The sequence below is a fragment of the Stenotrophomonas sp. YJH_SMC_8 genome (assembly GCF_059371315.1).
On sequence record NZ_JCAFUL010000004.1, the window covers coordinates 58,553 to 72,306 of the forward strand.

Here is a 13,754-nt window from a genome sequence, read left to right on the forward strand (position 1 = left end):
CCGGTGTAGCAAATTGTGAATGCATGTAGAGCCGAGCCCATGCCCGGCTGGCCGGCGGCAAGCAGCGAGGTGTGCGGACCAAGGTTCGCACCCACCGGTAGCGCCGGGCGATGCCCGGCCAAGGTGTGCGGACCAACGGTCCGCACCTACCTTCAGGAAACGCCGGCGCCCTTGGCCTGTACGTCGGCGTGGTACGACGAGCGCACCATCGGGCCGGAGGCCACGTGGCTGAAGCCCAGCTCGTAGCCGTAGTCTTCCAGCGCCTTGTAGTCTTCCGGGGTCCAGTACTTCAGCACCGGGTGGTGGTGCGCGGTCGGCTGCAGGTACTGGCCGATGGTGATCATGTCCACGTCATGCGCTCGCAGGTCGCGCATGGTGGCCTTGATCTGTTCGAAGTCTTCGCCCAGGCCCAGCATGATGCCGCTCTTGGTCGGCACCTCCGGGTGCTGCGCCTTGAAGTTCTTCAGCAGGTTCAGCGACCACTGGTAGTCCGCACCCGGGCGCACGTTGCGGTACAGGTCCGGTACGGTTTCGATGTTGTGGTTGAACACGTCCGGCGGGTTCTGCGCCAGGATCTCCAGCGCGCGCTCCATGCGGCCCTTGCCACGGAAGTCCGGGGTCAGCACCTCGATGCGGGTGCCCGGCGACTTCTCGCGGATGGCGGTGATGCAGTCGACGAAGTGCTGGGCACCACCGTCGCGCAGGTCATCGCGGTCGACGCTGGTCACCACCACGTACTTCAGGCCCATGTCGGCCACGGTCTGGCCGAGGCTGGCCGGTTCGTTGGCATCCGGCGGCTTCGGGCGGCCGTGGGCCACGTCGCAGAACGAGCAGCGGCGGGTGCAGACCTCGCCCAGGATCATGAAGGTGGCGGTGCCGTGGCCGAAGCACTCGTGGATGTTCGGGCAGCTGGCTTCCTCGCACACGGTCACCAGGCGGTTCTCGCGCAGCTTGGCCTTCAGGTTCTGCACGGCATTGCCCGAAGGAATGCGCACGCGGATCCAGGACGGCTTGCGCAGCACCGGCGCGTCGGCGAACTGCACCGGCGAGCGGTTGATCTTGTCACCGCCCAGCTGCTTGACCCCGGCCTGCAACGGCGCGGCGGACGGGGAGTCGCCCTGCACGATCTGCAGGGGAATGGAACGGGCGGTGGTTTCAGTCATGGCAGTTCCGGGGAGCGGTCAGGCGGCCGCAGAAAGATCGGGCAGTTCGGGGGTGTGCTGCAGCAGCAGGCCGAACTGGCGGGCCAGGTGGTCCAGCAGCACCGGCTTGACGGCCTCCATCCCGGAGGGGCCACCCAAGTCTACCACCGAGGTCACCTGCAACCCCTGGTAGCCACAGGGATTGATGCGGTGGAAGGGTTCCAGGTCCATGGCCACGTTGAAGGCCAGGCCATGGAAGGTGCAGCCGCGACGCACGCGGATGCCAAGTGCAGCGATCTTGGCGCCACCGACATAGACGCCCGGAGCACCCTCGCGGCGTTCGGCGCCGATGTTCCACTCGCCCAGCGTATCGATGATGGCCTGTTCGATGCGGCACACGTAGTCGCGCACGCCGATGCCCAGCCGCGGCAGGCGCAGCAACGGGTAGACCACGATCTGGCCGGGGCCGTGATAGGTCACCTGGCCGCCCCGGTCCACATGCAGCACCGGGATATCGCCCGGCGCCAGCACATGCTCGTCCTTGCCGGCCTGGCCCAGGGTGAACACCGGGTCGTGCTCGACCACCCAAAGTTCGTCGGCATCGGTGTCGCTGCGCTGGTCGGTGAAGCGCTGCATGGCGCGCCACACCGGCTCGTACGCCTGGCGGCCGAGGTCACGGACCACCGCCGGACGCGGCGCGCGGTCTTCCGGGGCGGCGTCGGCCGGGCAGCTGTCGGCTACAGCGTCCACTTCACTTCCGGGTGGTCGCGCAGCGCCTGGTGCGCCAGGTCGTACTGTTCGCGGCTCTCGGCCTTGAACACGATGCGGACGGACACGTACTTGCCGTTGGAGGAATGCTTCCAGCTGATGCGTTCATTGACGACATCGATGCCGGCAGCCAGCAGCAGGCGGGGGAGCTCATGTTCCAGGCCGCGGTTGGCCGGGCCCATGGCGCTGAGCTCGAACTGGCCGGGGAACTGGAAGCCGTGGTCGGGGTTGTCGGACTTGATTTCCATGGACCCATTATCGGGCCGCAGGGCAACAAACCCAAGAGTATTCATCAAAGTCAAAGGCGGCACGGGCGAGCCGCTGCGTTGCAGGGAGCCGCGGCGCCCCTGATGGCCAAACGCCAGCTGACTGGAACCGGCACGCTGCGGGCCGGATCCGGCCATGGCACCGATCGCACGCATGTAACGAATTGTGTCCGCCGGACAATGTTGTTTTCGGAACAGACAAGTGATCGGAAAGCGCTCGTTCCGTCACGTACTCACGCGTACCGTGTCGTTGCATAAAACGACAGACAACCGCCCCCTTCCCCATGAGCATTCCATCCATGCGTAGCGTCGCAGTCCTCGGGCTGTCCGGCCTGCTGGCCGCCACCCTCCCCCTCGCCGCCCAGGCGGCCGAACAATGTGGCCCGGACGCGATGCGCGACCACCCGCCGCAGATCAACTTCCGCGTCGACAACGACCTCTTCGGTGGTCGTCACCAGGACCAGGGCTATACCAACGGCGCGCAGCTGACCCTGGTCTCGCCCAACCTGGTCGACTACACCGACGACCCCTGCCTGCCGCGCATGGCGCGCTGGGTGAACCAGTACCTGGAAGGCCTGCACCCCGGCAAGTTCGAGCAGCAGAACATGATCTTCAGCATCGGCCAGGGCATCTTCACCCCGACCGACCCGACCCGCCGCGACCTGATCGAGGACGACCGCCCGTATGCCGGCGTGCTGCTGGCCAGCTTCGGTTTCAACGCACGCAGCGGCGACCGCCTGCAGACCACCCAGCTGGCCGTGGGCGTGGTCGGGCCCTGGGCACAGGGCAAGCAGGTGCAGGATGCGGTGCACAACATCCTTAACGACAAGAAGTTCGAAGGTTGGGACAACCAGCTGCACAACGAGCCGGTGTTCATGCTGACCCACGAGCGCATGCGCCGCTGGCCGGCCGATGCCAGCGTCAATGCCGGCGGCTGGGGCTGGGATGCGATCAGCCACTATGGTGGTGCGATCGGCAACCTGGAAACCAAGGCCAACGCCGGTGGCGAAGTGCGCTTCGGCTGGAAGCTGCCCGACGACTTCGGCAGCACGCCGCTGCGCCCGGCCGGCGAGAACACCGCGCCGACCCGTGGCGGCCGCCCCAGCGGCTGGTCCTGGCACCTGTTTGCGACCACCGACGCGGCATGGGTGATCCGCGACATCACCCTGGACGGCAACACCTTCCGCAACAGCCACAGCGTGGACAAGCGCCACGTGGTCGCCCTGGGCGGCTACGGCATCGCGGTGATGCGCGGGCGCTGGAAGTTCGCAGTGGCGCGCTACCACAGCACCCGCGAGTTCAATGGCCAAAGCCAGTCGCCGGTATTCGGAAGCTTCACCATCAGCCGCTCGCTGTAAGCGAGGGGCTGATGGTGAAGCGGGTAGGTGCCGACCGTTGGTCGGCACACCGGTTTGAATCGCTCGCTGTAAGCGAGGGGCTGATGGTGAAGCGGGTAGGTGCCGACCGTTGGTCGGCACGCCGGTTTGCATCGCTCGCTGTAATCGAGGCGCTGATGGTGAAGCGGGTAGGTGCCGACCGTTGGTCGGCACACCGGTTTGCGTCGCTCGCTGCATAAGGCACATCTTCCGCCGGGCATGGCCGGCGGCATTGCCCGGGCAAAGGTCGAAACGAGTGACCTCCAGGCCGCGTTGACCCTCGACTGGGTCCACCCGATCACAGGCCAGCGACGAAGCGGGCTGAAAGTACAACTTCTCTCATGGCACGACCGCTGGCGCCACGCTATCTCTGTCCGCACTCCGAGCAGAGGTTCTGTCATGCACCATCACCCACACGCGTTTCGCATGGCATTGGGCATAGCAATCACCGCATGTGCCACCTTCCCGACCACCACGTCGGCTGGCGATCTGGTTGAACACTGGATGGAGACCTCACAGGAAGAGGTCCTCGCCTACTGGACGAATGAAAGACTCGCTGCCGTACCCGACAAGGGAGAGGCTGCCATCAAGCCACCGGGGCAGGATCCACTGCAGACCGACGGTGACCCATGGCGGGGTACTGGCCCACACCCTGCGGGTGTCGGGCGGCTGTTCCTGACCCGCCCGGATGGCGAGGACGCTTCGTGCACCGCCACCGTGGTCGACAGCCTTGGTGGCGACATCCTGGTGACAGCATGGCATTGCCTTGCGCAGCTGGACGAACACGGTGCCGTCCACTGGAGTCGCCACCTTCTCTTCGCACCGATTTTCGAGAATGGCACTGCGCCGCTGGGAAAGTATCCAGTACGACGGATCGTCGCACCGCAGGCCTCCATTTCCGGCGCACTCGACACCAGTTTCCTGCAGACCCACACCGATGCATCCGGCCAAGGACCCGCGCACCACGCTGGCAACCAGGCCATCCGCTTCGATGAGCGCCCCGCAGCCGGTCCCCGCGTTACGTTCGGCTACCCCGTTTCAGCCAATGGCATCGGCCTCATCCCGCCAACACCCTGGTACGAATTCGGAAATCCCGAATACACCGGCCAGCAACTGGCCTATTGCGCAACTGCACGCGTTGAACTGTCGCCGTGTCGACCCTTGGGTTCGGAGAAGATTCTTCAGTGGGGCCTTGCCTGCGTGCAGGGCCCGGGTTCGAGCGGCGGACCGGTGCTGGAACAGTTTGATTTCGACAGCGGCCATGGAATCGTTGTGGGGGTAAACAGCATGGGCGTGGTCAACGACGGCCGCGCCCACCTGTGTTCGGCCGAGACCGAGGCACTGGCCGAACGTGCCTACTGGTACATCCAGCAGCACACCCCGTGAAACTTCAAGGTTCTCCATTCAAGCCCGCATCGCGTTCCAACAGAGAAACGAAAAGGCCGGCATTCGCCGGCCTTTTCGTTCACCACGCCTGAGCGTGGATCACTCCGATTCCCACCACATCCAGAAGCTGTCCCACAGGCGCTTGAAGAAGCCGGCCTGCTCGACGGCAGCCACGGCCACCAGCGGTGCCTCGGCGATGACCTTGCCATCCAGGGTGACCTTCACGGTGCCGATCTGCTGGCCAGCGGTGAACGGTGCTTCCAGGGTCTTGGGCACATCGATGCTCGGCTTCAGGTCGTTGTAGCGGCCGCGCGGCACGCTGACCAGCATCGGCTGCGCCACGCCCAGCTGCACCTTGTCGGTGGTGCCCTTCCAGACCTTGTGCTCGGCCACGGCCTTGCCCGGCTCGTACAGGCGATGGGTCTCGAAGAAGCGGAAGCCCCAGTTCAGCAGGGCCAGGCTGTCATCGGCACGCTGCTTCTCCGACGCACCGCCCAGCACCACCGCGATCAGGCGCTGGTCGCCACGCTGGGCCGAGCTCATCAGGCAGTAGCCGGCCTCCGAGGTGTGGCCGGTCTTGATGCCGTCCACGCTGCCATCGCGCCACAGCAGCAGGTTGCGGTTCGGCTGCTTGATGTTGCCGACCTGGAATTCCTTGATCTTGTTGTACGCGTAGGTTTCCGGGTAATCGCGCACCATCGCGCGGCCCAGCAGCGCCAGATCGTAGGCGGTGCTGTGGTGGCCCTGCGCGGTCAGGCCATGGGCGTTGACGAAGTGCGAGTCCTTCATGCCGATCTTGGCGGCGTAGCTGTTCATCAGCGAGGCAAAGGCCTCTTCGCTGCCAGCCACATGTTCGGCCAGGGCAATCGCGGCGTCATTGCCGGACTGGATCGCCATGCCCTTTTCCATGTCTTCCAGGCGTGCAGTCTGGTTGACCGGGAAGCCACTGTAGCTGCCGTCGGTACCGGCGCCACCTTCGCGCCAGGCGCGCTCGCTCATCATCACCTGGTCATCTGCACGGACCTTGCCGTTCTTGACCTCGGCGGCGATCACGTAGGACGTCATCACCTTGGTGATGCTGGCCGGGGCCAGCTGCTCATGGGCGTTTTCACCGGCCAGCACCTGGCCGGTGGCGTAATCCATCAGCACCCAGGCCTTGGACACGCTCGGCGCCGGGGCCGGCGGAGTGGCGACGGTAGCCGGGGCGGCAGCGGCGGCGGGCGCCGGCGTGGCCGGAGTCGGCAGCGGCGTCTGGGCGGAAGCCAGGCCCACCACCAGGGTGGCGGCCAGGGCGGTGGCGGCGGAACGGAAATTCATTGGACAGCAGGCTCCAGGGGACGGCCGGGAATGGAGGGTGGAACGTAACGGCCATTGTAAGGCCGGGGGAGCATGGGCCGGCAGCACCGGCCCGGGCGGATCAATCCTTGACGATCTGCGGCGAACCCAGGCCAAGACCGGCGATGCGACCGACAAGTTCCGCAGCACTGGCATGGTCGCTGGCGGGAACGCGCAGGCGGAACAGGGTACGGCCACCGGCGGCGATGTCACTAATGGTCGCGCCGACGATGCCGGCGGCACTGAGCTGGCCCATCGCACGGTTGGCGTTGTCGCGGTTGGAGAAGCTGGCGACCTGCACCATCACCGCGCCCACCATCTGCTGCGACAGGCTGGGCGCCGCCGGGGCGGCACGCACCGGTGCCGGTGCCACCGTGCGCGGGGCCGTGCTGGCGACAACGGCCGGGGCCGGCGCGGGGTTGCGCACCACGGGCGCACTCGGCGGCAGGCTGCTGACCGCCACGTCCGGCGCGGTGCTGGCCACGCCCTGGGTGGTGGCCGGCTGGCCACGCGCCGGGGCGCCATCGGTGGGCAGGCGGTTGACCAGGCGATCGATGTCGCTGTCGGTGGAAGCACGCGGAGCCGGCACCGGGCGCGCACTGGCCACGGCGGTGGCGGCGGCAGCTTCAGCAGCGCGACGCTCGCGGCGCGACGGCTTCTGCGCCATCAGGTTGCTCTCGCCCGGCTGCAGCGCGCGCACCTCGACATTGCCGGTACCGCGCTGGGTGATGCCCAGCCGCACGGCGGCGGCGTAGCTGAGATCGACCACGCGGCCATCATGGAACGGGCCACGATCATTGACACGCACGATCACAGACTCGCCGTTGTCCAGATTGGTCACGCGGGCGAAGCTGGGCAGCGGCAGCGTCTTGTGCGCGGCGGTGAACTGGTACATGTCGTAGACCTCGCGGTTGGAGGTCAGGCGGCCATGGAACTTGGCGCCGTAGTACGACGCGGTGCCACGCTCGACGTAGTTGCGGGTGTCGTCAAGCACGTTGTACGACTTGCCCAGCACCACGTACGGCGTCTTGTTGCCGATCGCCGAGCGCTCCTCGGCGGTCACTTCCGGCTCGGGAATGCAGGCCACGTTGGGAATGTAGGTGGGCGTGCTGTCCTTCACCCCCGGCTTGTACAGCCCACCGGCGGTGTAATTGCCGCGGGTGCTCAGGTCTTCCTTGGCCGCCGCATACGGCGAACCTTCAGGGCAGTGCGCCGGTCGCGAACCACGCCCCTGCACCAGCGTGCCGCCGGACTTGCCACCATGGCCGGCCGTGGCCGGCTTCTTCGGCGCGCTGCTGCAGGCCGCCAGCGCGAGGACGATCAAGCTCGGGACCAGCCATCTGATGTTCATGCCGGGGGCAGCTCCTGTCCGGCGATGGCCTGGGACAGCTGGAACACGGCCATCGCGTACATCTTCGAGAGGTTGTAGCGGGTGATCGCGTAGTAGTTCTGGAAGCCCAGCCAGTACTGCTTGCCGGTGCTGCCTTCAAGCGTGATTGGCGTGGCGGTGGCGCCCGACTGCACCGGCGCGCTGGGCTGGTAGCCGCGCTGTGCCAGGTCGGCCAGCGACCAGGTGGGCATCCATTCGGTCGGGTTGAACTCTTCGCGGCCCGGCGCCAGCGTGGCCGGTACGGCAACCTGGCCACCACGCACCCAGCCGCCCTTCTTCACGAAGTAGTTGGCGATGGACGAGAACACGTCGTCGTAGCTGTTGAACAGGTCGCGACGACCATCGCCGTTGCCGTCCACTGCGTAATCGAGGTAACTGGACGGCATGAACTGGCCCATCCCCATCGCACCGGCATAACTGCCCTTGAGCGTGGTGATGTCCAGCTTTTCTTCGCGGCCCAGCTCGAACAGCTTGGCCAGCTCGTCGCGGAAGAACAGCTCGCGGCGCACTTCGCGTTCCAGCTTGGCCGGATCGCCGCTGCGCGGGTAGTAGAACGCCAGCGTGTACAGCGCATCGAGCACGCGATGGCTGCCGGCATTCTTTCCGTAGCTGGTTTCCACGCCGATGATCGCCACGATCACTTCGGCCGGCACGCCGGTGCGCTGCTGCACGCGATCCAGTTCGGCGCGATGCTCGGCCAGGAACGCGCGGCCGCCATCGATACGTGCCTTGCTGATGAACATCGGCCGGTATTCGTTCCACGGCTTGACCCGCTCGGCCGGGCGCGACATCGCCGCGATGATCGGCTGGCGGACCTGCGCCTGGTCGAGCACGCCGCTGATCTGCTCCGGCTTCAGGCCATAGCGCTTGGCGGTATCGGAAATGAAGCGGGCCCGCGCAACCTCGAACGGCACCGGGGTGAGATCGACCGGCGGCGCGGTAGCCGCAGTGGCTTCGGGTGCAGCCTCGGCCGGCCCATGGGCCTTGGTGACGGGCTGGCGCGGCGTACTGCTGGCCTGGGGCGAAGACGGTGGGGACTTCGGCTGGGTCGCGCAGGCGACCAGGCCGAGGGTGAGCATGCAGGCCAGAGTGCGTCGAATCATCGTCGCAGGTTAGCAGGTCATGGATGAATTAAAACCCCTAACACCATGAATCACAACGATTTGCCCGCGTTCAGCGGGAAATGTGAAGACGTCGTGATCGTGCTTCCCCATTCAGAGAGAGGTGGCCGGTTGCGTCCCCATCCCCGCAGACGCAACCGGCGACCGGATCCGGTCGATACCTGCGCGGCTGCCGCTCCCCAGTGGCAGTGCCCCGCGCTCCTTGTATCCGTTGGATCAGTACTGCTCCCGCCCGACGCCCCCTCGCGCTGCAACGATTGACGGCGCGCCGTGCCGAACGGGCCGCCATTGTGCAGGCCGATTACGACAAGTCCATTGATCAGGATCAACGCGGCGTAAAAATGTGAACCCTTTAACAATTTTTCCGGACTTTGGTCAGTGGGCGGACGTCCTCGCGTTGTTGTGGGAACGCTTCCACAACAGGCGTTGCGCAGGCGGTAGAGTCGACTGTTAGTCGACTGCTCCTGCTTCGGTGGTGAAATCCCGCGCTGCGCGCGATAGTCGACTGACAGTCGACTCTACCTCCCGGCCCACTATCCACCGTGCACGGGCCGGTGCCCCCGCACCGCCATCACCAGCCCGATACCCGCCAGCAGCGACACCGCTGAGGTGCCGCCATAGCTGATCAACGGCATCGGAATGCCCACCACCGGCAGCAGCCCGGAAATCATCCCGCCATTCACCAGTACATAGACGAAGAACGCCAACCCCAGGCTGCCGGCCAGCAACCGCGCGTGCGTGTCGCGCGCATGCACCGCGATCCACAGGCAGCGCCCGACCACGAACAGGTACAGCGCGAACACAGTGGTCACGCCGATCCAGCCGAACTCTTCGGCCAGCACCGAGAACGCAAAGTCCGTGGTGTACTCGGGCAGGAAATCCAGCGTGGCCTGCGTGCCCTGCCCCCAGCCACGCCCGTCCCAGCCACCGGATCCGATCGCGATGCGCGACTGCAGGATGTTCCAGCCGGTGCCGAGTGGATCGGCCGCCGGGTCGAGGAAGGTCAGCACGCGATCCTTTTGGTACTGCCGCAACAGGCCGAACCAGGCCAGCGGCGCGGCCACGGCCAGGCCCGTCGCGCCGGTCGCTACCCAGCCCCAGTGCAGCCCGGCCAACAGCAGCGCGAACACGCCGCTGGCGGTGACCAGCGTGGCGGTGCCGAGGTTGGGCTGCATCAGGATCAACACCGCGGGTACGCCGATCAGCACGGCGGCGGTCAGTACGGTGCGCGGCGACGGTGGCAGCGCTTGCCGGTGCAGGTACCAGGCCATCATCAGCGGCAGGCTGAGCTTGAGCAGCTCGGACGGCTGCAGGTAGAACACGCCGAGATTGAGCCAGCGCTGCCCATACTTGCCGGTGCCGATCACGTACACCGCCATCAGCGGCAGCATCGACAGCGCGTAGATCGCAGGGGTCCACGCGCGCAGTCGCAGCAGCGAAACGCGCGACAGCAGCCACATCGCGGCCAGGCCACCGGCAAAACGCGCCGCCTGCCCGGCCACCGGGCCGGACACGCTGTGCAGCACCGCCAGGCCCGCCGCCATCAGGATCAACAGCGCGGCCAGCAACGGCAGATCGATCGTGCGCACTGCCTCACGGCAGCCGCCAAGCAGTCGTTTCCATTCCACGCGGGCACGGTAGCAACGCGCGCTTGCGTGAAGCTGTCATGGCGCATGTGCATGTGTAGCGCCGGGCCATGCCCGGCGCGGGGCCTGCGTGCACGGTACGAAGGGCAGCCGAGCATGGCTCGGCTCTACAGGAATCAGGAGCAGGAAGCGCGGCGGCTAGCCGTAGCCGCCGTGCACCGGGTTGTGGCTGCGCACCGCCATCACCAGGCCGAAGCCGGCCAGCAGCGATACGGCCGAAGTGCCGCCGTAGCTGATCAGCGGCATCGGCACGCCCACCACCGGCAACAGGCCGGAAATCATCCCGCCGTTCACCAGCACGTAGACGAAGAACGCCAGGCCGGTGGCACCGGCCAGCAGGCGCGAGTACGAATCGCGCGACTGGCTGGCGATCCACAGGCAACGCCCGATCACCAACAGGTACAGGGTCAGCACCAGGGCCACACCCATCCAGCCGAACTCTTCGCTCAGCACCGAGAACGCGAAGTCGGTGGTCTGCTCGGGAATGAAGTTAAGGTGGGACTGCGAGCCCTCGCCCCAGCCCTTGCCATCGAAGCCGCCGGAACCGATCGCGATCTTCGACTGGATGATGTTCCAGCCGGCCCCCAGCGCATCCATCTCCGGGTCCAGGAACATCATGATGCGGTCCTTCTGGTACGGCCGCAGCAGCCAGAACCAGGCCACCGGCGCAACCGCGGCCACGCCGCCCACGCCCAGGCCGACCCACCACCACGGCAGGCCCGCCAGCAGCAGCACGAACACGCCGCTGGCGGCGATCAGCACGCCGGTACCGAAGTCCGGCTGCAGCATCACCAGGCCGGTCGGCACGCCGATGATGATCAAGGCCACCAGCACGGTGTTGAAGCGCGGCGGCAGCGGCATCTTGTGCAGGTACCAGGCCACCATCATCGGCAGGCTGACCTTCAGCAGCTCGGCCGGCTGCAGGTAGAAGAACTTCAGGTCCAGCCACTGCCGGCCGTACTTGCCGGTACCTAGCACGAACACCGCCAGCAGCGGGATCATCGAGATCGCATAGATCATCGGCGTGGCCGAGCGGATGCGCAGGATCGGCACCCGCGAGATACCCCACAGTGCGGCCATGCCCACCGCGAAACGCGCGCCCTGGGCCATCACCAGGCCGTCGCCACCGGCACTCTTCAACGTGGCCAGGCCGATCACCATCAACGCGCCCAGGGCCAGGCACAACACCCAGTCCAGCGTGCTGAAGAAGCGGCGCAGCATGTCGCCGGCCCAGCGCAGGAACACTTTCATCGTGCGGGCTCCGCAACCGTCGGGCGTGGCGTGGCCGGCAGTGCGGCAGCGGCCGGTGTGCTCGGCTGCGGCGCAGGGGCCGGTTCGGGCGTGGGTGCACCCACCTGCACCGGGTGTTCGCCCAGCTGCGCGGCCGCCAGGTCACCGGCCTGGCGCGCGCCGGCGTCTTCGTTGTCGAACGCGGTGGCGCCGATGGCGGTGGTGCCACGCTCGCTGTCCAGCGGCTGCATGCCTTCGGGCATCTTGCCCAGCAGGTAGGCGTCGAACACCTTGCGTGCGATCGGCGCAGCAGCCGAACCACCGTAGCCACCACCTTCCACCGCCACCGCGATCGCGATCACCGGGTTTTCGACCGGCGCGAAGCCGACGAACAGCGCGCGGTGGCGCAGGTGCATCGGCAGGCTCTTCGGGTTCACCGCGGCGGTGCCCTTGCGGCTGATGACCTGCGCGGTACCGGTCTTGCCGGCCATCACGTACGGCGCACCGACCGCCACGCGCCAGCCACTGCCGCCGGGCCGCATGGTCGCCATCATGCCCTCGCGCACCGCCTGCACGTTGTTGGGGTTGGGGCTGACCGGCTTGCTCTCGCCGGGCGGTGTCGCGGTCCAGTCGCTGTCGAAGCCGTCGCGCTGCTGGATCACCAGGTGCGGGGTGCGCAGCTGGCCGTCGGCCAGGCCGCTGACGCCGCGCGCCAGCTGCAGCGGGGTGACCTTCCAGTCGCCCTGGCCGATGCTGATGTTGACCGTATCGCCGGGGTACCAGGCTTCCTTGCGGCTCTTCCGCTTGTAGGCCGGCGACGGCAGGATGCCGCCGATCTCGCCGGTGAGGTCGATGCCGGTCGGCTGGCCGAAGCCGTAGTACTCCATGTAATGGTCGAAGCGTTCGATGCCCAGGTCCAGCGCCAGCTTGTAGTAATAGGTGTTGACCGACTCGGCGATGGACTTGCGCAGGTCGGTCCAGCCGTGGCCGCCACGATGCGCATCACCCCAGCCACGGCTGGTGCCGGGCAGGTAGAACATGCCGGTGGACAACACCTTGTCTTCCGGGCGGCGCACGCCCGAATCCAGGCCGGCCAGGCCGATCAGCGGCTTCAGCGTGGAACCGGGGGCAACGCCACCGAGCACCAGGCGGTTGAACTGTGGCCGCGACGGGTTCTCGTTCAGCGCCTTGAAGTCGGCATGGGAAATGCCGTTGACGAACAGGTTGGGGTCGTAGGACGGCAGGCTGACCATCGCCAGCACCTCGCCGGTACGCGGGTCCATCGCCACTGCCGAGCCTTCCTGGTCACCGAACGCGGCCACCATTGCGCGCTGCAGGTCGGCGTCGATCGACAGCCGAAGGTCGGCGCCGGACTGCGCGGCCACCCGGCCGATGGTGCGGATGGCACGGCCCTGTACGTTGGTTTCGACCTGCTCGTAGCCGACCTTGCCGCGCAGCTGCTGCTCGTAATAGCGCTCCAGGCCGGACTTGCCGATGTGGGTCAGCGCGGCATTGCCTTCGCCGAGGATCTCCAGATCCTTGTCGTCGACACGGCCGACGTAGCCAATGATGTGCGCGAACAGGTCGCCGTACGGATAACGCCGGGTCAGGTAAGGCTCCAGCTCGACGCCGGGGAAGCGCCAACGGTCGACGGCGAAGCGCGCCATCTCCTCGTCGCTCATGCGCAGCTTCAGCGTGACCGGCAGGAACTTGCGGCGCGCCTTGCGCGACTTGTTGAACGCTTCCAGCTCTTCCGGGCTGATGCTGATGATCTTCGCCAGCCCTTCCAGGGTGGCGTCCATGTCCTTGACCTTGTCCGGCGTCACGTCCAGGCGGAACGCCGGCACGTTCTCGGCCAGCAGGCGACCGTTGCGGTCGTAGATCATGCCGCGCCCGGGCACCACCGGCCGCGGCTTGATGCGGTTGGCCTCCGAGCGGGTGGCATAGACGTCGTGGTCCAGCACCTGCAGCTTGAAATACCAGCCGCCCAGGCCCAGCAGGCAGACCAGCACGCCAAGGAAACCCAGCGCCGCACGGCGGCGGAACTGTTCGGCTTCGGCGTGCGGGTTCTTGACCTGGCGGCGCGGGATCATG

General features: G+C 66.9%; 11 protein-coding genes. 2 read left to right on the plus strand and 9 right to left on the minus strand.

Features of this window, described 5'->3' with window-relative positions; translation table 11 throughout:
• Nucleotides 1-152 precede the first annotated feature (152 nt).
• From lipA to AC5P88_RS05925, 3 genes are read right to left on the minus strand one after another with little or no spacing between them, the layout of a single operon-like run.
• Nucleotides 153-1,163 (minus strand): lipoyl synthase, encoded by a 1,011-nt coding sequence (gene lipA / locus AC5P88_RS05915; RefSeq protein ID WP_106550175.1) that lies wholly within the window; start codon nt 1,161-1,163, stop codon nt 153-155.
• Nucleotides 1,164-1,181: 18 nt separating this feature from the next.
• Nucleotides 1,182-1,892, minus strand: coding sequence for a lipoyl(octanoyl) transferase LipB (gene lipB / locus AC5P88_RS05920; RefSeq protein ID WP_099551096.1), 711 nt, complete (start codon nt 1,890-1,892; stop codon nt 1,182-1,184).
• Nucleotides 1,880-2,158 carry a YbeD family protein gene (locus AC5P88_RS05925; RefSeq protein WP_005411067.1) on the minus strand — a complete coding sequence of 93 codons (279 nt, stop codon included), beginning with the start codon at nt 2,156-2,158 and terminating at the stop codon, nt 1,880-1,882. Before AC5P88_RS05925 ends, lipB begins: the two co-directional genes overlap by 13 nt.
• A gap of 302 nt (nt 2,159-2,460) precedes the next feature.
• On the opposite strand from AC5P88_RS05925, the gene AC5P88_RS05930 reads away from it, so the two are divergent.
• Nucleotides 2,461-3,534, plus strand: coding sequence for a lipid A deacylase LpxR family protein (locus AC5P88_RS05930; protein ID WP_495224574.1), 1,074 nt, complete (start codon nt 2,461-2,463; stop codon nt 3,532-3,534).
• Between the two features lie 171 nt (nt 3,535-3,705).
• Nucleotides 3,706-4,938, plus strand: coding sequence for a trypsin-like serine peptidase (locus AC5P88_RS05935; RefSeq protein ID WP_495224575.1), 1,233 nt, complete (start codon nt 3,706-3,708; stop codon nt 4,936-4,938).
• Nucleotides 4,939-5,037: 99 nt separating this feature from the next.
• Here AC5P88_RS05935 and AC5P88_RS05940 read toward each other — a convergent pair whose 3' ends face one another.
• The 6 genes from AC5P88_RS05940 to mrdA all read right to left on the minus strand — a co-directional run bounded on the left by AC5P88_RS05940 (nt 5,038) and on the right by mrdA (nt 13,753).
• Nucleotides 5,038-6,255 carry a D-alanyl-D-alanine carboxypeptidase family protein gene (locus AC5P88_RS05940; protein WP_495224576.1) on the minus strand — a complete coding sequence of 406 codons (1,218 nt, stop codon included), beginning with the start codon at nt 6,253-6,255 and terminating at the stop codon, nt 5,038-5,040.
• A gap of 100 nt (nt 6,256-6,355) precedes the next feature.
• On the minus strand, nt 6,356-7,624 hold the full coding sequence (locus AC5P88_RS05945) for a septal ring lytic transglycosylase RlpA family protein (protein ID WP_495224577.1): 1,269 nt from the start codon (nt 7,622-7,624) through the stop codon (nt 6,356-6,358).
• Entirely contained in the window at nt 7,621-8,766 is a 1,146-nt protein-coding gene (gene mltB, locus AC5P88_RS05950; RefSeq protein ID WP_495224578.1) for a lytic murein transglycosylase B, read from the minus strand. The genes AC5P88_RS05945 and mltB overlap by 4 nt, the downstream gene beginning before the upstream one ends.
• Before the next feature lie 551 nt (nt 8,767-9,317).
• Nucleotides 9,318-10,412: a rod shape-determining protein RodA gene (rodA, locus tag AC5P88_RS05955; RefSeq protein WP_495224579.1), complete on the minus strand. Its 1,095-nt coding sequence runs from the start codon at nt 10,410-10,412 to the stop codon at nt 9,318-9,320.
• A gap of 156 nt (nt 10,413-10,568) precedes the next feature.
• On the minus strand, nt 10,569-11,681 hold the full coding sequence (gene rodA, locus AC5P88_RS05960) for a rod shape-determining protein RodA (RefSeq protein WP_495224580.1): 1,113 nt from the start codon (nt 11,679-11,681) through the stop codon (nt 10,569-10,571).
• A complete protein-coding gene (gene mrdA / locus AC5P88_RS05965) occupies nt 11,678-13,753 on the minus strand; it encodes a penicillin-binding protein 2 (RefSeq protein ID WP_495224581.1) in 2,076 nt (691 codons plus the stop codon). The genes rodA (AC5P88_RS05960) and mrdA overlap by 4 nt, the downstream gene beginning before the upstream one ends.
• Between the last annotated feature and the right edge of the window lies 1 nt (nt 13,754).

Excerpts from the sequence above, each read along its gene's own strand:
- lipA (WP_106550175.1), bottom strand. The coding sequence starts at position 1,163 with ATGACTGAAACCACCGCCCGTTCCATTCCCCTGCAGATCGTGCAGGGC.
- AC5P88_RS05925 (WP_005411067.1), bottom strand. The coding sequence starts at position 2,158 with ATGGAAATCAAGTCCGACAACCCCGACCACGGCTTCCAGTTCCCCGGC.
- AC5P88_RS05930 (WP_495224574.1), top strand. The coding sequence starts at position 2,461 with ATGAGCATTCCATCCATGCGTAGCGTCGCAGTCCTCGGGCTGTCCGGC.
- AC5P88_RS05940 (WP_495224576.1), bottom strand. The coding sequence starts at position 6,255 with ATGAATTTCCGTTCCGCCGCCACCGCCCTGGCCGCCACCCTGGTGGTG.
- AC5P88_RS05945 (WP_495224577.1), bottom strand. The coding sequence starts at position 7,624 with ATGAACATCAGATGGCTGGTCCCGAGCTTGATCGTCCTCGCGCTGGCG.
- mltB (WP_495224578.1), bottom strand. The coding sequence starts at position 8,766 with ATGATTCGACGCACTCTGGCCTGCATGCTCACCCTCGGCCTGGTCGCC.
- rodA (WP_495224580.1), bottom strand. The coding sequence starts at position 11,681 with ATGAAAGTGTTCCTGCGCTGGGCCGGCGACATGCTGCGCCGCTTCTTC.
- mrdA (WP_495224581.1), bottom strand. The coding sequence starts at position 13,753 with ATGATCCCGCGCCGCCAGGTCAAGAACCCGCACGCCGAAGCCGAACAG.